Annotated in this window: 20 protein-coding genes and 1 pseudogene; 8 read left to right on the top strand and 13 right to left on the bottom strand. The window is 63.7% G+C overall.

What is annotated here, in order from left to right; genetic code table 11:
• Window position 1: 1 nt before the first annotated feature.
• The 5 genes and pseudogenes from ACFR99_RS15045 to ACFR99_RS15025 form a co-directional block, all read right to left on the bottom strand.
• Complete coding sequence (locus ACFR99_RS15045) at window positions 2-517, bottom strand: hypothetical protein (RefSeq protein WP_390288783.1); 516 nt, start codon at window positions 515-517, stop codon at window positions 2-4.
• Window positions 518-575: 58 nt separating this feature from the next.
• A pseudogene (locus tag ACFR99_RS15040) lies at window positions 576-1,448 on the bottom strand (tripartite tricarboxylate transporter permease); the annotation flags it as partial.
• Between the two features lie 150 nt (window positions 1,449-1,598).
• On the bottom strand, window positions 1,599-1,940 hold the full coding sequence (rpl12p, locus tag ACFR99_RS15035) for a 50S ribosomal protein P1 (protein WP_390288780.1): 342 nt from the start codon (window positions 1,938-1,940) through the stop codon (window positions 1,599-1,601).
• Window positions 1,941-1,961: 21 nt separating this feature from the next.
• Window positions 1,962-3,002, bottom strand: coding sequence for a 50S ribosomal protein L10 (locus ACFR99_RS15030; protein ID WP_390288777.1), 1,041 nt, complete (start codon window positions 3,000-3,002; stop codon window positions 1,962-1,964).
• A 1-nt stretch (window position 3,003) separates the two neighbouring features.
• Window positions 3,004-3,636, bottom strand: a complete 633-nt coding sequence (locus ACFR99_RS15025; RefSeq protein ID WP_390288774.1) for a 50S ribosomal protein L1 — start codon at window positions 3,634-3,636, stop codon at window positions 3,004-3,006.
• Between the two features lie 268 nt (window positions 3,637-3,904).
• Between ACFR99_RS15025 and ACFR99_RS15020 the strand changes: the two genes are divergently transcribed.
• Window positions 3,905-4,510 carry a hypothetical protein gene (locus tag ACFR99_RS15020; RefSeq protein ID WP_390288771.1) on the top strand — a complete coding sequence of 202 codons (606 nt, stop codon included), beginning with the start codon at window positions 3,905-3,907 and terminating at the stop codon, window positions 4,508-4,510.
• Between the two features lie 174 nt (window positions 4,511-4,684).
• On the opposite strand, the gene ACFR99_RS15015 is transcribed toward ACFR99_RS15020, so the two are convergent.
• The 4 genes from ACFR99_RS15015 to ACFR99_RS15000 form a co-directional block, all read right to left on the bottom strand.
• On the bottom strand, window positions 4,685-5,167 hold the full coding sequence (locus ACFR99_RS15015) for a 50S ribosomal protein L11 (RefSeq protein WP_008010397.1): 483 nt from the start codon (window positions 5,165-5,167) through the stop codon (window positions 4,685-4,687).
• An 82-nt stretch (window positions 5,168-5,249) separates the two neighbouring features.
• Window positions 5,250-5,552: a divalent-cation tolerance protein CutA gene (cutA, locus tag ACFR99_RS15010; protein WP_390288767.1), complete on the bottom strand. Its 303-nt coding sequence runs from the start codon at window positions 5,550-5,552 to the stop codon at window positions 5,250-5,252.
• 80 nt (window positions 5,553-5,632) lie between these two features.
• Window positions 5,633-5,824 (bottom strand): HEWD family protein, encoded by a 192-nt coding sequence (locus ACFR99_RS15005; RefSeq protein WP_390288764.1) that lies wholly within the window; start codon window positions 5,822-5,824, stop codon window positions 5,633-5,635.
• Between the two features lie 113 nt (window positions 5,825-5,937).
• Window positions 5,938-7,449 carry a phosphoenolpyruvate carboxykinase (ATP) gene (locus ACFR99_RS15000; protein WP_390288761.1) on the bottom strand — a complete coding sequence of 504 codons (1,512 nt, stop codon included), beginning with the start codon at window positions 7,447-7,449 and terminating at the stop codon, window positions 5,938-5,940.
• 456 nt (window positions 7,450-7,905) lie between these two features.
• On the opposite strand from ACFR99_RS15000, the gene ACFR99_RS14995 reads away from it, so the two are divergent.
• A complete protein-coding gene (locus ACFR99_RS14995) occupies window positions 7,906-10,902 on the top strand; it encodes a disk-shape morphogenesis protein volactin (protein WP_390288758.1) in 2,997 nt (998 codons plus the stop codon).
• 117 nt (window positions 10,903-11,019) lie between these two features.
• Here ACFR99_RS14995 and ACFR99_RS14990 read toward each other — a convergent pair whose 3' ends face one another.
• Both ACFR99_RS14990 and ACFR99_RS14985 read right to left on the bottom strand, forming a co-directional pair.
• Window positions 11,020-11,151, bottom strand: coding sequence for a rubrerythrin-like domain-containing protein (locus ACFR99_RS14990; RefSeq protein WP_390288755.1), 132 nt, complete (start codon window positions 11,149-11,151; stop codon window positions 11,020-11,022).
• A 98-nt stretch (window positions 11,152-11,249) separates the two neighbouring features.
• On the bottom strand, window positions 11,250-12,494 hold the full coding sequence (locus ACFR99_RS14985) for an MFS transporter (RefSeq protein ID WP_390288752.1): 1,245 nt from the start codon (window positions 12,492-12,494) through the stop codon (window positions 11,250-11,252).
• A 253-nt stretch (window positions 12,495-12,747) separates the two neighbouring features.
• Between ACFR99_RS14985 and ACFR99_RS14980 the strand changes: the two genes are divergently transcribed.
• From ACFR99_RS14980 to ACFR99_RS14970, 3 genes are all read left to right on the top strand, one after another.
• Window positions 12,748-12,930 carry a DUF7501 family protein gene (locus ACFR99_RS14980; protein ID WP_390288749.1) on the top strand — a complete coding sequence of 61 codons (183 nt, stop codon included), beginning with the start codon at window positions 12,748-12,750 and terminating at the stop codon, window positions 12,928-12,930.
• Between the two features lie 336 nt (window positions 12,931-13,266).
• A complete protein-coding gene (locus ACFR99_RS14975) occupies window positions 13,267-13,407 on the top strand; it encodes a rubrerythrin-like domain-containing protein (RefSeq protein WP_390288745.1) in 141 nt (46 codons plus the stop codon).
• 206 nt (window positions 13,408-13,613) lie between these two features.
• The gene (locus tag ACFR99_RS14970; RefSeq protein ID WP_390288742.1) at window positions 13,614-13,769 is read left to right on the top strand and encodes a rubrerythrin-like domain-containing protein; all 156 of its coding nucleotides are present in this window, start codon (window positions 13,614-13,616) and stop codon (window positions 13,767-13,769) included.
• 17 nt (window positions 13,770-13,786) lie between these two features.
• Here ACFR99_RS14970 and ACFR99_RS14965 read toward each other — a convergent pair whose 3' ends face one another.
• Together ACFR99_RS14965 and ACFR99_RS14960 are read right to left on the bottom strand one after the other, a co-directional pair.
• On the bottom strand, window positions 13,787-14,014 hold the full coding sequence (locus ACFR99_RS14965; RefSeq protein WP_390288740.1) for a hypothetical protein: 228 nt from the start codon (window positions 14,012-14,014) through the stop codon (window positions 13,787-13,789).
• An 86-nt stretch (window positions 14,015-14,100) separates the two neighbouring features.
• A complete protein-coding gene (locus tag ACFR99_RS14960; RefSeq protein WP_390288738.1) occupies window positions 14,101-14,880 on the bottom strand; it encodes an HAD-IIA family hydrolase in 780 nt (259 codons plus the stop codon).
• Between the two features lie 127 nt (window positions 14,881-15,007).
• Between ACFR99_RS14960 and ACFR99_RS14955 the strand changes: the two genes are divergently transcribed.
• The 3 genes from ACFR99_RS14955 to ACFR99_RS14945 all read left to right on the top strand — a co-directional run bounded on the left by ACFR99_RS14955 (window position 15,008) and on the right by ACFR99_RS14945 (window position 18,077).
• Window positions 15,008-15,475 (top strand): hypothetical protein, encoded by a 468-nt coding sequence (locus ACFR99_RS14955; protein WP_390288736.1) that lies wholly within the window; start codon window positions 15,008-15,010, stop codon window positions 15,473-15,475.
• Between the two features lie 179 nt (window positions 15,476-15,654).
• A complete protein-coding gene (locus tag ACFR99_RS14950; protein ID WP_390288734.1) occupies window positions 15,655-17,424 on the top strand; it encodes a TraB/GumN family protein in 1,770 nt (589 codons plus the stop codon).
• Window positions 17,424-18,077, top strand: coding sequence for a zinc metalloprotease (locus ACFR99_RS14945; protein WP_390288732.1), 654 nt, complete (start codon window positions 17,424-17,426; stop codon window positions 18,075-18,077). Before ACFR99_RS14950 ends, ACFR99_RS14945 begins: the two co-directional genes overlap by 1 nt.
• Window positions 18,078-18,219 lie beyond the last annotated feature (142 nt).

The raw sequence follows: 18,219 nt of genomic DNA, 5'->3' as shown, positions 1-18,219 counted from the left end.
CTCAGTTCACCCTGTACCAGTAAGTTTCACTAACTTGGGGTGCTGCCTCTGGATGTGGTTTTTCAGTAGTATCTATCCGCTTGACTGCATTGGTGTTATGCTCAAGCCGTGAGAGGGTGACAGAGACGTTTTCAGGCTCAGCATCAATTTTGTCGGCTAATTCTGTGGCTGTAATAGCTCGTTCTTCACCTATCGGAAGTTCGTTGTAAACTTCAGACGAAAGGTCACTATCTGTTGTAGCCTCATGCATAGCCAACGTAGCATCGGTGATAGTTGCCTCAAGTTCGTTAACACGGTGAGCCATCTTCTCAACAGCAGTCAGAACCTCACCAATCCGTTCATCACTACCAGCACTGGTGTCGACCGATAGAGATTGTCCTTCGGTTGCTATTTCTCTCTCGACTGAAGTACGAATAAGATCCGTGAGGGTGTCATATTCAGGGGAATCTCCCACATATGATTCCCACCGATCTTTCTGATCCTCACTCACACGGATATTGACTTGCGGCCTTGCCATACCGTCCAGTGTGAGAGATAATCATTTAGTCTTTACTCTGTGTATACAGAGAAGTACAAAAGACCGTATTCGCCGTGTCGACGCCGCTGGTCGCGACGATATACCCTCGGTCGCTGGCTCCTTTCGGGACGACGACCAGCACTGCGACGGCGGCGATCGCAGCCGTGATACCGGGCAGGTAGCCGACTGCGGCACCCGCGAGCGTCCCGGCGACTGCCGTGACCCCGACGAGTCCGCGTGACATCGTAATCTCGGGACCGTCCTGCGGGGGGATCCCGCTCCCGCGAATCGCGTCGATCAACACCGGTGCGCCGAAGAGGCCGGCAAACAGCGGTGCGAGGGTGCCACCGGCCGCGAGCGGCGCTGCCGGCGAGAGATCCAGGGTAAGCGCGCCGAGTCCGGTGGCCAGCCCGAACGAGAGCAGGCCGCCCAGCCGGCTCCGCCACGTTGGCTCCGAGGCGAGCAACGCGACCACGATCGTTGCGAGGAGCACCGACAGCCGGGCCCGCAGCGTCGGGTAGACGAGAGTCACGGCTCGAGTCACAGGGACGGCAAGCGGCACCGCGGCGAGGACGGCGAGGACGCTACCGAGCGCCGAGAGCCTGATCGCTTCGGAGCCGTGTCCCTCGAGGACCAGCCGGTGGCCCGGCAGCGCGGTGACGGCCATCTCCGCGTCGGGGACGCCGAGTGCCATCGCCGGCACGGCGTTCAGGAAGGTGTGGACGACGCCGGCAGCCAGCATCGCACAGCCGACGAACAGCGGCGGGCCGGGGACCGACGGCGCGATTCCCGCCAGTACGAGTGCGAAGTTGTTGGCGTGCAGTCCCGGGACGAGCCCGCTACAGGCACCACACAGCGAGCCGGCGAGGACCCACACGAGCAACTGGAGCGTCAGCGCGGGCTCGGCGACGACCTCGACCGGGGCAGCCATTGGCGGCTCTGGCCGCGCCTTCACTTATATGTTCTCGGCTCGCCCGGTGGCACACGAGTCGGCGCCGCGCCACTGCAGCGTCGCTACTCCTCGGTGAGTCCAAGAAAAAATCGGTGTTTGCAACTCGTCGAAACCGGATCGACGGTGACGTTATCCGAAGAGTTCGCCGAGGCCCTCGCCGCTGGCCTCTTCGTCCTCGTCGTCGTCCTCGTCCGTCGTGTCCGGCACGTCGCTGGTCTCTTCAGCGTCGTCGCCTTCGTCGTCGCCACCTTCCGCAGCTGCGGCGCCGCCTGCGGCGGCTCCGCCAGCGGGGACGGCAGCGGCTTCCTCGACGGCCTCGTCGATGTCGACGTCCTCGAGCGCGGCGACGAGCGCCTTGACGCGGGACTCTTCGACGTCGACGCCAGCAGCGTCGAGCACGTCCGTGAGGTTGTCTTCGTTGATCTCTTCGCCCGATTCGTTCAGGATGAGTGCAGCGTATACGTATTCCATTGGTGTATCCTCCGTGAGTCGTTATCCGAACATTTCGCCGAGACCGGCCGCACCGTCGCCGCCGTCTTCGTCGTCGTCATCGTCGGCGTCGGCGTCATCGGTCTCAGCCTCGTCTTCGGTCTGGTCGTCTGCCGATTCGTCCTCGTCGTCGGCTGCCGCCGGGGCGGCCGCCTCGACGTCCTGAAGCTCCTCAGGAAGTGCCTCCTCGTCGTCGATCTGGGCCGCAAGCGCACGCAGCTGTGCGTCGGCCTTGCTGACGAGGTCGGGCATGAGGGCTTCGTCCTCGATCGCGGCTTGCAGGCCGAGGCTCTTGGCCTCGCCCGTGGCCTTGGCGATGAGCGTCGGTGCGGTCGCGTCGGTCGGGTAGCTCGCGTTGATCGAGAGGTTCTGGGCGCGAGCGGCGGCCGTCGACACGTCGCTCCGGTAGGCGTCGACGTCGATGTCGAGGTCCTCGGGGTCGAACAGGACGCCCTCAGCGATGACGGCGCGCAGGTCGAGTCCGACTTCCTTGGGCTCGATGCCCAACTCGTTGAGGACGTTCGCCAGATCCGCAGAGACTTCCTCGCCGGCCTCGAGGACCGTCGAGTCCTCCATGACCTGGATCGAACCCTCTTCGATGCGTGCGTTCGCGCCGATGCTCTGGAGTTCGCCGACGAACGGCCCCGGGTCGACACCGGTGTCCCCTTCGGGGATTACGATGTCGTTCGGAGCGACCTCGCCCTCGTTGATCGGAGCGGGCGTCTTCGACGCCTCGAGCTCCTTGTACAGCGAGAACGGGTTCTCGTTCGTGCCGACGATGCCGACCTGTCCCTCGATGTGCTCGACGAGGTCGCCGAGGCCGGCGTCCTCGAGCGCGCGCGTCTGCAGGGTGTTGCGGCTGACGCGCAACTCGGCGGTGCCGTGCAGGTCGCGGCGCATGTCCTGAAGCTGCTTCGAAGGAATACCGGCGATGCCGACGATGCCGACGCTCTCGTACTCGCTGATGATCTCGGCGAGTTCGTCGACTTCCTCTTTCTTCCACTGGGGAAGGTTCTCGGTTTTGCGTTCAGCCTGTGCGCTCATTCTAGGCCACCTCCACGGACGGCCCCATCGTCGTCTTCACGTAGACGGCGTCGATGTTCTGGGGCCCCTTCTCGAGGTCGGCGTGCAGGCGACGCAGGATGACGTCGATGTTGTCGGCGATCTCCTCGGCATCCATGTCTTCGGCACCGACGAGGGTGTGGAAGGTTCGTCGGTCGCCGGAGCGAAGCTGCACGGTGTTTTTGAGCCGGTTGACGGTTTCGACGACGTCGTCGTCGGGTGCGAGCGGGTCCGGCATCTTCCCTCGGGGACCGAGAATGGTACCCAGGTGCCGGGCGATGTCTTGCATCATCGCCTCTTCGGCGATGAAGAAGTCCGTCTCGTCGGCCATGTCCTTGGCCTCGTCGTCGTCCAGATCGGCAACGTCGTCTCCCGAGAGGACCTCGTCCGCCGCCTCTTCGGCGCGGACTGCGGTTTCTCCCTCGGCGATGACGACGATGCGCGTTTCCTGTCCGGTTCCGGACGGAAGGACGATCGACTCGTCAACGCGGTTCGACGGTTCGTTCAGGTCTAGGTCGCGCAGATTAATCGCGAGGTCGACCGTCTCGGTGAAGTTCCGATCGGGCGAATCCTCGAGTGCGCGGGCTACTGCTGTTTCAATATCCGAATCTGCCATCGTTCACCTCCGTAGTACGCAGGAGTGCTCCTACGGGTCAGTGAAACAGGCGATGCCTGTCTCCGTTGAACCAAGTGTCATCGCAGACTTAAAGCCGTCGAACTACCCGCGTGCTCGGGCTGTGATTTCGGGTACCATGATCTCGGACAGGAGCCTGACGTATTCACCAGACAACCGTCGTCAGCCATCGGGAGACTGTCTCGACGTGACTGGAATGTCATCCTTACAATCAAAAGTTCTATTATAATCTCCAGTGTAATATACGTCGATGTGGCCATCAGACTTATATACTATCGTTGGGCGCCCGGTTCTGAATTCGGCCGCCACGCAGTCCGCCGCTGACGTGCTCGCGGCGTATCGGTCGCTCGAGCCGTTCGTCCGGGTCGGAATCCAGTTCGCCGGTGCGTTGCTCGTAACGATGATCGTTCTCGGATTGCTCCACGGCTACGGGAGCAAGGCGGTCCAGAAATCGCGACAGAGCCCAGTGATCTCGGCCGGAATCGGGCTCCCGAGTCTGCTCGTCGTCAGCGCTCTCGCGGGAACAGGCTATTTCATCGTCGACACCAGTATCGGGGTGTTCTTCGGCATCCCACTGGTCATTCTCGGCGCGACGGTCATTCCGGTGGTGTTGGCGATCGGGCTCACCGCGATCGGCCGTACGGTCGCCTCGCGGTTCGGAACCGACCGGCTGTGGATCGGAATCGTCGTCGGCGCGCTCCTGGGCGGCCTCGCCGGGCTGGCGGTGCCGGCGACCGTCGCCGTAGCTGGGCTCGCCGGTGCGCTCGGTCTCGGAGCAAGCATTCGGGTGTTGTTCGGTGGTGCCGGCACGGCACGACCCGACGAGCGAACCGTTCCACCTGCGAACAAGATCTAGTTCTGACACGCTCGACCTGCGACCGTCCTACCTGAACATGCACTGCCGAGGAGTGGTTACGTTACCCGTCAGTGCGGCGGAAAGAACGGTCCGGGTTCCAACGCTGATGTCGGCATCGAACGAGGGTGCCATCAAGAAGACGCGGGCACCCGCGTACCGAAACGATAATCCCGATTATGCGTCGGCCGCAAGCACGTCGTCGTACTCGCCGCTGTCGACGCGCTCTTTGAATTCGCGGGCGTCGTTGCCCTCGATGGTGACGCCCATCGAGGCACAGGTGCCGACGACTTCCTTCGCGGCGTTGATCGTATCGTACGCGAGCAGGTCGGGGTGTTTCTGCTCGGCGATCTTCTTGACCTGATCGACGGAGAGGTCCGCGACGAAGTCCTCCTGGGGCTCGCCACTGCCGGTCTCGAAGCCAGCCTCGTCTTTGATCAGTGCCGCCGTCGGTGGGACACCGACGTCGATCTCGAAGGAGCCGTCGTCCTCGTAGTCGACGGTGACGGGGACTTCGGTTCCGTCGAACGCCTCGGTCTGATCGTTGATCTCCTGTACGACAGCCTGCACGTCGACGGGGGTCGGTCCGAGCTCGGGACCGAGCGGCGGGCCAGGGTTGGCCTGGCCACCCGGAACGAGCACTTCGATGGTTCCAGCCATACCCGTCACAACCCGTGCGCGAGTTTTAAGGGTTGCTAATTCAGCCAATCATCGTCTGTGACCGTCTGTCGTGCTAGCGCGACTACTCGACGCTGTCGGCTCGCCACGTCGCGAACGACTCGAGGACGTCACTCTCGTCGAACCGCTCGATGCAGGGTACGTCGTACGGGTGTCGCTCCTGGACGCGTGCGACGAGATCGTCGAAGGCGTCGTCGGTCGTCTTCGCCAGCAGGATCACTTCGTCGTCGTGCTGGACATCGCCCTCCCACCGGTACGTCGAGGTCGTCTCGACCTGATTGACACAGGCAGCGAGTCCCTCCTCGACGAGTGTTTCGGCAATCTCGTCGGCCGCTTCGGGCGGGGCCGTGATGTAAACGGTCGGCATAGCAGAGGCTACGCTCGAGCCGAGAAAAAGGATACTGCCACGACGCGCGGGCGACGGCCGTCGTGTGGCTCGGTCGACCGTTAGCTATCGGATTCGTCGACCGGATTGAACGTGCCGTTGATGTCCCACTCGTGGAGGCAGTGTGGGTTGCCAACCTGTTTCTCGCCGTCTTCGCGGGCGAGTTGCCACGCTTCGAGGTCCTCGTCCCAGACTTCGGCGCGGTCGCATACTTCACAGACTCGCGCGGTCGGTGTTCGTACCTGTGCGCTCATTACCCACCCGTGGGAACTCGACACATATAACAGTATTCGTGTGCGGCAAGCACAGCGCTTCCGCTCGAGTCCGTGTGCGCACAGCGAGAATCAGACAACCGAATGCCGACCGATCAGTACACAGCGTCTTTGATCTCGTCGCGCAGCGTCTCGAACTGCTCGAGATACTCCCGACGTTCGGCACGCAGGTCCGACAGCGCCTCGTCGTAGTCCTCGACGTGGTCCGGCACGTAGAACTCCTCGATGTCGATGCCCGGGACGTGTTCGGGGATCGTCAGCCCCATCTCCTCGTCGTCGGTCCACTCGATGGTGCCGCGAGCGGCCTCGGTGAGGATCGTCACGGACTCGGTGACGCCGATGTCCTGGGACTTCTGGCCGAGATACCCCGTATTGATCACGTAACAGTCGACATCGAGGATATCGATCAGTTCGTGGAAGATGTTGCCCTCTTCGCCCTCCGGGCCGATGATGAAGGGGTTGGTCCCGACGACGCGGATCGACTCGCCAGCTCGCGAGGGGTCACCCGCGCTGGTCTCGATCGACTCGCCGAGCATGAAGGCGACGGCGGCTTGCTCCTCGTTGAGCTTGGCGACCGGCGGCATCAGGGGGTTGCGCGTAATGAAGAAGACCTGATCCATCCGGCCGAGGTCGATCTCCTCGTCGGCGCTCTCGAGTTCGTCACGCTGGATGATCGCCCGGGAGTTCGAGGTATAGCGGTCCTCGTCGAAGTGGACGGTGCCGTCGTCGTCGACCGCGACGTTCTCGAGAATGGCCGACTCGTCGGTCGCAGCCTCGTAGAGTTCGGGCTGTTCGTCTTCGCCGAGGCCGATCGTCTTGATGAACAGGCCCTGGCCTTCGCTTCCGGCGACGGAGCCGTCCGAGAGCAGGCCACAGACGTCGTCCTGGAGCATGGACGCGTCTTCGGGGTCCTCGAGCCAACAACCGTGGGAGGTCAGCGTGGACTTGCCGGTCGCGGACAGGCCCATGAACACTTGCCCGACGGTCTGGAGGTCGCCCTCGTCGTTGCGGACACGGACGCGTTTGCTGCCCGCGTGGAGGCCGAGGCCGCCCTGCTGTTTGATTCGATACATGAACAGCCGCAGGAACGACTTCTTGGCCTCGCCGGTGTAGTCGCTGCCCAGTACCGCGGTAAAGCCGGTGTCGGGCAGGACGCGAATCGCAGTCTCGTCGTAGTCGGGCAGTTGGACGGTGAAGAGGTCGGGGTCCTCCCCGTCGGCGGGCTCGAAGAGGTTCGCCCACGCGTAGGCGATCCGAGCGTGCTCGACGGGAACGAACAGACGACAGCAGAAGGACGCGTCCGGATGGCGGCCCATCAGCCGGTCGACACAGACCAGTTCGACGTCGGTGGTGAGATCGACGGCCTCGTCGATCAGCTGGCGATCGTGGTCGGTGAACTCGTCGTCGACGGCGTTTTTCGTCCGATCGGAACTCCGCGATCGAAACTCGCTGACGTACGACGGCGATCCGAACTCGGTCGTCGTCTCGTCGGGTTTGGCAAGCTCGCGCAGCTCTTCAAGCGACGGGTTGTACCGGACGTTCGACGCTGCCGCTGGATCGGGAAGCTGCCGGACCAGCGGACGAGACTCCGTCCCGGTTTCAGACATACACATAAACCACCATCAGCCTGATAGATAAACGTGAGGATTTCTCTCTTTGTGTGGCATGGCGTACCCAGTGACGAGATGACGTACGGTGCGTAGACCCTGAGTAGCCGGCAATACTCTGATTGGCACGCTACTGTGAGACAGTCTCCGTGACACCCCTCCACAAGTATTCAGATACGAGATAATTCTGGTCGATATGGCGTCGGATTTCTGAGTAGAGTGCCGTTCGATAGCTCACCATGACCGTCCACTCATACGGTCTGCTGTCCCGCTGTCCCGGCGGGTCCGCCGGACGGGTCGCGGGTGCGCCGGCACCCACTGACAGGAGTCCGTATCACGCCTCGAGATCTCTCGCCGTCAGCGATCGTGCGTCGCGGCTCCTCCGTGTCATCCGGCAGTATCACATCTGGTAGTCCAGGGAAAAATCACAAGAGGGTGGTTTGAGTTGCCGAGGGCATGTACGGTCTCGATATCGGGCCAGCAGCGATTCGCGCCGCCACCGACGACGGTGACGGCCCGACGATCGACTCGGTCCCACCGGTCGTGATGCCGGTCGACGACGACACGCTTGCGACGGCTGGTCTCTCGAGGGAGAGCGACACCGTTCAGGTCGATGGAACGACGTACGCGATCGGTACGGCAGCCCGGAACGCCGCAGAGACGGCTGAGGAGGAACCCCAGCCACTGTTCGTAAACGGTCTCCTCGCGGAAGATGGCCCTGCGGACGCAACGGTCGTACTGGACGCCCTCATCGACGACGTCATCGGGGACGTGGCCGACGGCCGACTCTGTTATACGACAGTAGGAACGCCAGTCGATACGGCAGCGCCGACCGACACCCACCACGAGGCCGTAACGACAGCACTGGCCGATCGTGGCGTCGATCTAACGCCGATCAGCCAGGGGTTCGCCGTCGTCTACGATCAGCTTGCGGCCGACAACTACACTGGACTCGGCGTCTGCCTCGGGACCCAGACGACCAGTGCGACGGTGGCGTACTACGGCGTGCCGGCGGTCGCCGTTTCGATCGCGAAGGGGCGCGAGTGGATCGTCGACCGGGTGGCCGACGAGACCGGTCACGAGCCGGCACAGGTCACCAGCATGCTCGAGGACCTGACGCTCGACCCCGACGTGGAAGCAGGCGGGCTCGAGAGTGCCCTCGCCGAAGCCTACGACGAGCTCGTGGCCGAGTTGATCGACGCGATCCGGGACGAGGCCGACGAGAACGACGTCCAACGGGGGCTGTCCATCCCGGTCGCGATCGCAGGCGAGGGGGCGGTCGAGGGCCTCGAGTTCCTCGTCGGTGGTCGCTTCGATGCGGCGACGGTCCCGTTTTCGGTTCGAGACGTTCGACTCGCGGATCTCCCCGCCGAGAGCGCCGCCCGAGGTGCGCTCGCGGCCGCTCGAGACGACGTCGAAGCCGACGAAGCGATGAGCGGGTTCGAATCCGCCGGGGCCGACACCGCATCGGCCGCCACTGAGTCGGCTGTCGAGGGCGAGTCACCCACGAACACGGAACTCGCGTTCGACGAGTTCGACGCTGCCGAGACGACGCCCGATCCGACGGACGACGCTATCGAGAAGCTGTTCGATCGGCTCGCGAATCGTGACGACGAGATCCAGTCCGTTCGTGAGGACCTCGAATACATCGAGGCACGGACGGCTGCCGCCGAAGACGTCGCCGCACTCGACGATCGACTCGAGTCGTTCGCCGACGAACTGGCCGATCTCGAGGCCAAAAGCGAGACCCACGCCACCGAAACTGACGTTGCGAGTCTCGATGCCGATCTCGAGGCCCTGTCGGACGCGTTCGACGCACTCGAGGCCGATATCGACGAGGTCAACGAGACGCTCACGGCGGTCGAGGCGACCGCAGGCGACGAGCGATCCGCGCTCGACGACCGACTCGTCGAACTGGCTGCCGACGTCGAGACCGTCACCGACCGGACGGCGACGATCGACGAGGCACTCAACGAGGTCCGGACGGATCTCGACGACCTCGTGGTGACCGCCGCGACCGAAGCGTCACTCGAAACGCTCGAGGGTACCGTCTCGGACCTCACAGACGACATCGCGGGTCTCGAGCGGGACCTCGAGCAGCGTGGGACGCGTCTCGACGGCGTCGCTGGCCGGCTCGAAGAGCTGCGGACGCGTCTCGACAGTGTTGCTGGCCGACTCGAGGAACACGTCGAGCGGACCGACGCACGTTTCGATGGGGTCGAGACGACGCTCGACGAGGAGATCGAGGCTGTCGACGACGAACTGGATACGATCCGCGAGACGGTCGACACCCGTATAGCGCGCGTTCGGGATGCGATCGACGACATCGAATCGACGGCAGCGGCGGACGAGCGGGTCGACGGCATCGCGGACGAACTGGCGCATCTCGAGACGGCAGTCGACGACGCCGGCGAGACGATTTCAGCGGTCGAAATGCAACTGGACGACCTCGAAACGCGTACAGCCAGCACGGAGACGGTCGATGCTCTCACGACGGATCTCGAGCTGGTCGAAGAGGCTGTCCGTGGCCTCGAGTCAGCACTTGACTCGCTCGAAGACAAACTCGAGGGACAGATCGATGACGCCGTCGCCGACATCGAGGCACGTATCGAGTCGACGACGAACGCGCTCGAGGCCGATCTCGCGGCGCTCGAGTCGACGATCGAGCGGATCGATGCCGAATCAGTCACGGACGACGAGTTGGATGCCTTGCGTGACGCGCTCGCCGACACCGACGACGAGCTCGACGCGATCGCTACGGACCTCGCCGATCTCACAACGACGCTCGAGACGGTCGACGACCGAATCGACGATGTGGAAAGGACGTTCACGGCAGACCTCTCCGCGCTCGAGGCCGAACTTGAGCGCGAAACGGACGCACTTGGCGAGACGATTTCGGCGATCGACGACCGCGTCGACGAGACCGAGCATCGGCTAGACGACTACGGCGAGCAAATCGACGAAACCCGGCGCCGGCTGAACGATCACGATGACCGCATCGACGATCTCGCGTCGTCGATCGAGACGGCCGAGGATACGGCCAGCGACACTGCTGTAACAGCGATCGAAGCTGATCTCGAGGCCGTCGACGACCGTCTCGTGTCGCTCCGGACAGCCCACGACGACCTCGCGCAGGCGGTCGAGTCCAGCCCCGATGAATCGGCGCTCGAGGCGCTCGAGTCCGAACTCGACGCACTGGACAGACGGATCGACGACGTCGAGACGCACGTCAATCGGGACGAGGAACTCGAGGCGCTTCGGTCCGAACTCGAGGCCGTCCGAGCAGACGCGACTGCGACACCGGCACTTCCGCCATCGATCGTCGCCGGGGGTGGCGGAGCAGGCGTCGTCGCTGGCGCTATCGCCGCGCTCTCCAGCGATGCCACGATCGGAGTCGGCGCAGCTGTCGTCGGACTCGTCCTGATCGCCGTCGCGGGCAGCCTCGCTCGGTGAGGCGTTCCGCATCGACAGCCGTGGCTGAGACGGTCTGCTGTACCGATTTCTCGGCGCTGACTGATAGTAGTCCGTATGAGTGTCCCACTCGAGTGAACGGACGAAAGTCGTGAACGACTATTTGCGAATCAGGTCGACGTTTCGCATCTCGCCCCCGCACTGTTGACAGGTGCTGAGGAGCGCGTCATCGACCGTCTCTTGCCGACCACACTGGACGCAGACGTACTCGCGTTCCCCGTTTCGCGTCATATGATAGCATACGACACTATATGTGTTAACTCTTACTGTGGTAAATCCCAGGTTCAGACGGCGATCGAGACACCGAGTGCGATCCAGTGCAGTGGCCATCAGTCGCCACGATCGGTGTCCCGGTCGAAAAGCCAGAGCAGACAGCCCAGTACCGTGGCACCGATGATCGTCATCGCGAGCAGCCAGAACGCGGCCCTGAAACCGGCGGTCTCAGAAAGGCTACCGACGACCGCCGGCGCGATCGCACCGGCACCCATCAACAGCGTTCGGACGACGCCCAGTCCCCCACCGGCGACCTCGTCGGGGATGGCAGTCATCAGATACGCGCCTCTGACCGGTCGAAAACCGTGCGAGCCGACGCCGACGACGATGAGGAGCCCGCCGAGCAGAATCGGCTCTCCGGTCCCGGTCAGTGAGACGAACGCGACGAGTCCGACGGCAGCGAGCCCGAGCGTGCCGACGATCAGCGGCAACCGTCCCACGCGGTCACTGAGGTTGCCTGTCACCAGCTGGACCAGGCTCACGAGAAAGAGACCGCTGTAGAGCAGACTCGCGGTCGCCGTCGAGAATCCCGCTTCCACCGTGAGATAGCGTGGTGCGAACGCCACCAGCCCATTGTATGTAAACGAAAACAAAATCGTCAGCAGTGCAAACGTCGAGAACCGCCAGTCACGGAACAGCGAGGCGTACTGTGTGATCGCACTGCCGCCACGGCCGCGCTGGCTCGCACCGCCGTCAGTGGGCTCGTCGGGGAGCCGCCGGGAAACCCGAATCGCAAACGTCGCCGCGAGCCCGAACCCGACGACCCCGGCGATCAGAAAGAGCAGCCGCCAGCCCGCGACCGGTCCGACGGCCAGCGATGCGATCCCAACGACGGCAGCCGGCGCGACGACGCCGCTGAGTGCGCCGACCGTGTCCAGAATGCCGAGTGCTCGGACAGTCCGGGCGGGATAGACGCGAGCGAGGAGCCGAACAGCGACGGTTTTGTGCGCGCCGGTGCCGGCTCCGATCACGAGCATCGCACCGACGAGGACGAAAAACGGTGCGTCGACTGCGAGCGTGATCGCGGCGGCGGCCGCGACGAGTGCACCGGCCGTGATAACGACTATCGAGCCGAGCCGATCCGCGAACACGCCCGACGGAAACTGCATGGTCGCGTAGACGAGCATGAGTCCCGAAAAGGCGGTCCCGAGGACGGCGTCCGACACCCCATAGCTCGTCCCAAACGCGTCGAACAGCGGCGGGAAAGCATACCGCAGGAACTTCGCGAGAAACCAGATCGCGGCTGTCAACACGAGCGCGTCGTAGCCCGCGACCCGTCCGGCGATGCGTCGAACCGACATCCGTTCTCGCCGAGACTCGCAACCGGACGACCGAGTATCCTCCGATCGCACCCTCGAGTCGCACGCTGCGACGACCTATCGTGCTTTCGCTGCCTTCGAAACCGGCGCTCGAGTCGCGACTGTCGCCAGCGTAGCGTCTCGAGCAGTGTGATGACATCCTTCGGCCTGTATAGTTGTCATTAAATAACATAATATTGTAATAGATCTTACCAGGCAGGATTTATATGAGGGTTCGTGATAGACTATGGTACGAATGGCAACCAACACTTCGACCAACTGGAGCGACCCGGTCATCTGTCCGTTTTGCGGCGACGAACTCGCGTCGCCTGGTGCCGGATTCGTCGATCATATCGACGACAGCGCCGATTGCGAGGAGGGGTTCGAACACTGGCGAGCGAACATCGCCGGCGACCTCGCGGGCGAGTGGACGGGGTAGTCCACGGACACCTGTCCACGAGCCCGATCGTGGCTCGTGTAGTCGGTGTGTGAACTGCCGAGTCCATCGTCTTCGACCTCCCACCACAGCCATCCAGGAGTCAGTTTTTGCCGACAGAGCCGGTCATGACGCCAACTGCGATCAGCAGACGCGTCAGTCTCGCGGGCTTGACACCAGGGGTTGAGTACTGCGAGCGGACGCGGCTGTGCTCACCGGCGTTGTTGCTGCTGGACGTTCGTCCATTAATTAATGAGATATAGCGAACTACCGTGCCCTACATCTGCCTAAAACACTATTAGAGAAATGTTTTCCCGCTATGGAATGCCATGTCTGGCCATGGCATACACCGACCCGTATACGCCAGAACGATCGTACTATGAGTGTCTGAACTGCACCTACCGGGAGACCACCGAGTCGCTCGGACACTGTCCGGAGTGTGGCAGTCACGTTCGCAACATCGCCGTTGCTCGAGAGTAAGGTCCGGCCGACGTAGGAGTTGTCCTGCGCGCGTAGGGAGTGGCTCATACGGACTTCTGTCAGTCATTTCCGGTGCACCCGCGACCGCCCTGCGGTCCCACCGAGACATCGTGACAGCAGACCGTATCAGTCGTGACGTGGGCTATCTACCTCGACAGTGTGAGTTAGGACCCATACTTATGAAAGTAGACATCCAACCCAACGATATGCCTCACGACCAGGACGTCGAAGGTGCGAACGATCCCGAATCCGAGTCGACGTACGAATGCCTGCAGTGTGGAACCGTCGTCGAAGCGACGACGAACCCAGGGGAGTGTGAGTGTGGTGGCGAGTTCCACAACCGGGCGAAATCGCTCGAGTAAGAGACGCCGATCGAGCGCTATTCTGTATCAGCCGATCCGGATCGCGGGTCGTACTCCTCGACGGTCTCGAGCAGCTCCTCGATAGTTCCACGGGTGTCGGCGGCAGTCGCGCCGACGAGGCCGCCGATCGCACCGCCCGTACTCGCGGCGTTGCGACTGAAGACGCTGCCGATCGCCGCACCGATCGCTGCACCGATCGCCGCGTATCGCGCACGCAGCAACACGTCGCTGAAACGTTCTCTCATATGTCGAACGTTGTGACTGTGGGTGATAAATATATCTCTCGAGCGCGGGCGACCCAACGACCGAGCGGCGGCGCGGCGTGAGATGGCTACAGGAGCGTCTCGACCGCGGCGAGCGACTCGAGGACGTGGTCAGGTTCGATCGGCGCATCGGCGAGGGCCGCCCGATCGGTGACGCCGGTAAGCACGAGAGCCGTCTCCATACCGGCGCGGTTCCCGAGCGCGATATCGGTATCGAGCCGATCGCCGACGACGAGCGTGTTCGCGGGCTCGGCGTCCAGCCGCTCCATCGCCGCCGTGGCCGCGACAGAGGACGGTTTGCCGAGGATCGCGTCCGGTTCGCGGCCGGCGACGGCCTCCATCGCGGCGAGGATCGCTCCCGTGCCCGGAATCTCGCCCCCGTCGATCGGGATCGTCGCGTCCGGATCGGTGCCGTAGAAGGGGGCGCCTCCCTCGAGCGCTCGCAGGGACTCCCAGAGCGTTCCGAACGAGAACTCCCTGTCGAACGATCCCAGCACGACCTCGGCCGCGTCGGGGTCGGTCGTCAACTCGACAGCCGCATCCTCGAGGATCGCCTCGAGTCGCCCGTCACCGACGAGGAAGACCCGCTCGTCGGGATGGGTCGCCGCGAGATACGCCGCCGAAACGGTCGCGGAGGTGAGGACGGTCTCCGGATCGACGTTGATCCCGTGAGGTGTGAGTTTCTCCCGGTAGTGGTCGGCCCCGCGCGTCGGATTGTTCGAGAAGAGTAGTCGCGAACAGCCCGCCGCCTCGAGCGCTCGCAGGCCGTCGATCGCGCCGGAAAGCAACTCCTCACCCCGGACGATCGTCCCGTCGACGTCGAGGATCGCCGCCTCGTACGTTGTCATCGCCTGCCGATAGGGATGGCAGGCGATTGAGTGTTTGGATGCGACCCCCTGAGGACACTGCTCGCTGCTCGATCAACCAGCACGACCGGTGGGAATTCTTATCCGATGACCCGACCTACGGCCGCGTATGACACTCGAGGCCGAACCCCCCGAGCCGCCGGAACTGGAGTTCGTCGATCCGAACGAGTACGAGGACGCGACCATCAGCGCCGACGGTGAGGAGATCGACTACCGTCGCGAGGAGCTGCAGGCGTTCCTCGAGGAAGGTGCCTGGGAGGAGGCGTTCGACGAGTGGCGTGTGGACACGGACCTCGGCGAACGCGAGTACGAAATTGCTCGCGACCTCGACCTCTTTGCGGGCTTCGATTTCTTCTGGGACGACTTCGCCGACCGAGTCGGTTATCACGCGCCGGGGATTCCGGAGGACTGGCAGACACGGGAGTATCACCCCGACCTCGACACCTGGGGGACGGTCTCGGCGATCAACGCCGAGCTCACGGAGTTCGGCCAGATCGTCTCAGTAACCCTCAAAGAGGAGTACGTCGACTGGGAAGCCGAGTACGAACCGCCGGAGGACCTGCCCGATTTCGACTGATACGGTTTGCTGCCACGATGTCCCGGTGGGACCGCAGGGCGGGTCGCGGGTGCACCGGCACTGACTGACAGGAGTCCGTATGACAGGGCCCCCACCTGATAGCAGACTGTCTGACGCTCGGTGACAGGTTCGCTGCCGTGTCCGATACTGGTAAAAGTCGCCGCCGAGTTGAGCCTGTAATGAGCGATGCAGGCGAGGCCGACGTGCCGGAGCCGCCAGCACCACCCAATGGCGACGGCGGCTCCGTCGAGGTCCTCGGGACAGCACACGTCTCGCAAGCGAGCGTCGACGAAGTTCGCGAAACGATCGAGCGAGAAGATCCCGATGTCGTCGCCGTCGAACTCGACGACGGGCGCTACCGCCAGATGCAGGGCGGCACGCCCGACGATATCGAAGCGGAGGATCTCCTGTCGGGCAACACCGTCTTTCAGTTTCTGGCCTACTGGATGCTATCGTACGTCCAGTCGCGGCTGGGCGATCAGTTCGACATCGAGCCCGGTGCAGACATGCGAGCCGCCATCGAGGCCGCCGAGGCAAACGGCAGCGGCGTCGCCCTGGTCGACCGCGACATTCAGGTGACGATCCAGCGGTTCTGGAGCCGGCTCTCCGGGATCGAGAAGCTGAAGATGGTCGGCGGGCTCGCACTCGGGATCACCGAGCCACGAACCCTCGGGCTCACGTTCGGTGCCGTCGGCGGCGCGCTCGTCGGATTCGTCATCGGCGCGTTTCTCGCCCCGCTGCTCGGCGTCGGTGAGGTGCTGTTGGCCGGGCTGACCGATCCCACGCTGCTCCAGTACGCCGGCGGCGGTGCGATCGGCGCGGTCGTTGGTGCGTTCGTCGGCCTTGCCATGCTGCCCTCCCTCGAGTCCGCAGGCCGGTATACCGGCGGCTATCTCTCGGGGTTCTCGATACGGATCCTCCTCGGAGTCGTCCTCGGCATCGCCGGCGGGCTCGCGCTGGTCGCGACCGACACGTTCGTCGGGCCGTTCTCGGCTGCGACCGTCGAGAACGCTGGAATCTATGCGGTTCGTGGTACGGCCGGAACCCTTGCCGGACTCGGTGTCGGCGTGACGATCGGGCTCGCCCTGGGGCTCGTCTTCGACGCGCTCGGCGCTGACGTCGACGACGTCGACGAAATCGCCATCGAGGAGATGACCGACGGCGATGTCGTCGACGCGATGATGGAGGAGTTCCGCCAGTTCAGCCCGGGCGGCGCGAACGCCCTGATCGACGAACGCGACGCCTACATCGCCCACAACCTCCACGATCTCCGTGAACAGGGATACGACGTCCTCGCCGTCGTCGGCGCCGGCCACAAAGCCGGCATCGAACGCCACCTGCGAAACCCCGAGGGGCTCCCGTCGCTCGAGTCGATCTCGGGCACCGCCTCGAGCCGCCGGTTCTCGCCGCTGAAGATCGGCGGTTATCTGATCATGGTGGGCTTTCTGGCCTTCTTCTTCCTGCTGATCATGGCAGGGGTCAGGAACACGTTCCTGCTGAAGCTGTTCGCCGCCTGGTTCCTGTTCAACGGGGTCTTTGCCTTTGGGCTGGCGCGGCTGGCCGGCGCACGCTGGACCAGCGCGGGCGTCGGCGGCGCGATCGCCTGGCTCACGAGCATCAACCCGCTGCTCGCGCCGGGCTGGTTCGCCGGCTACGTCGAACTCAGGCACCGACCGGTCAACGTCCGGGACATCCAGACGTTAAACGAGATCGTCGACGACACCGAACAGCCGATCGGCGAGGCCGTCACGGCGATGTTCGACGTCCCGCTGTTCCGGCTGATCATGATCGTCGCGCTGACGAACATCGGGAGCATGATCGCGACGTTCCTGTTCCCGTTCGTGGTGTTGCCGTGGCTGGCACCCGAAATCGGCGGCGTCGACGCGCTGATGGGACAGCTCCTGCAGGGAGCGAGAAACAGTCTCGAGTTGCTTCGGGGACTCCTCTAATGAGCCATCGCACGACGCAAACCCAAGAGCACGAACTGACCTTCAGCGACAAGGAACTGTGGGATCTCGCCGTGGCCTGGATCGCGCTGAGCGTGGCGTTTGCGCTGATCCGCGCACCGTTTCACCGCGGGCTCGCCAGTCTTGAGGATTTCACTATTTCGGTCGGCATCAGTTTCGTGACCGTCGGCGTCGGCTTCCTGCTGCACGAACTCGCACACAAGGTCGTCGCGATCGAACACGGCCAGATCGCCGAGTTCCGCGCGGATTACCAGATGCTCTTTCTGGCGTTGCTCGGTGCAGTCGTCGGCTTCCTCTTTGCTGCACCCGGGGCCGTCTACCACCGGGGCCAGATCACGACGCGGGAGAACGGACTGATCGCGGTCGCCGGCCCGGTGACGAACCTCCTGCTCGCCGCGCTCTTCGTCCCGTTGCTGATGTTCGCCGCGTCACCCGGCTTCCTGCCGACCCTGCTCACCGCGATCGGACAGATGGGGGTCGGGATCAACCTCCTGCTGGCCGCGTTCAACATGATCCCCTTCGGTCCGCTGGACGGGAAATCCGTCCTCAAGTGGCACAAGGGCGTCTTCGCGCTGGTGTTCGTCCCGAGTGTGTTGCTTGCGGGCTACGTGCTCTTCTTCGTTAGGCTCTTCTGATACTCCCGGACAAAAGTCCGTGAATACTCGATCGCGTCCTGACGGCTGTCGCCGTCGGCGACAGCGTCTCGAGTGCGATCGATGTATGAACCGTTTTGTCCGGCAGTATGAGCCCTCCGAGACCGCCCTCGCCGACCGCGAT

Source organism: Haloarchaeobius amylolyticus, from assembly GCF_042678045.1.
Lineage (GTDB): Archaea > Halobacteriota > Halobacteria > Halobacteriales > Natrialbaceae > Natrinema > Natrinema amylolyticus_A.
Note: the sequence above shows the minus strand (reverse complement) of the source record. Positions and strands in the feature narration are given on the sequence as shown.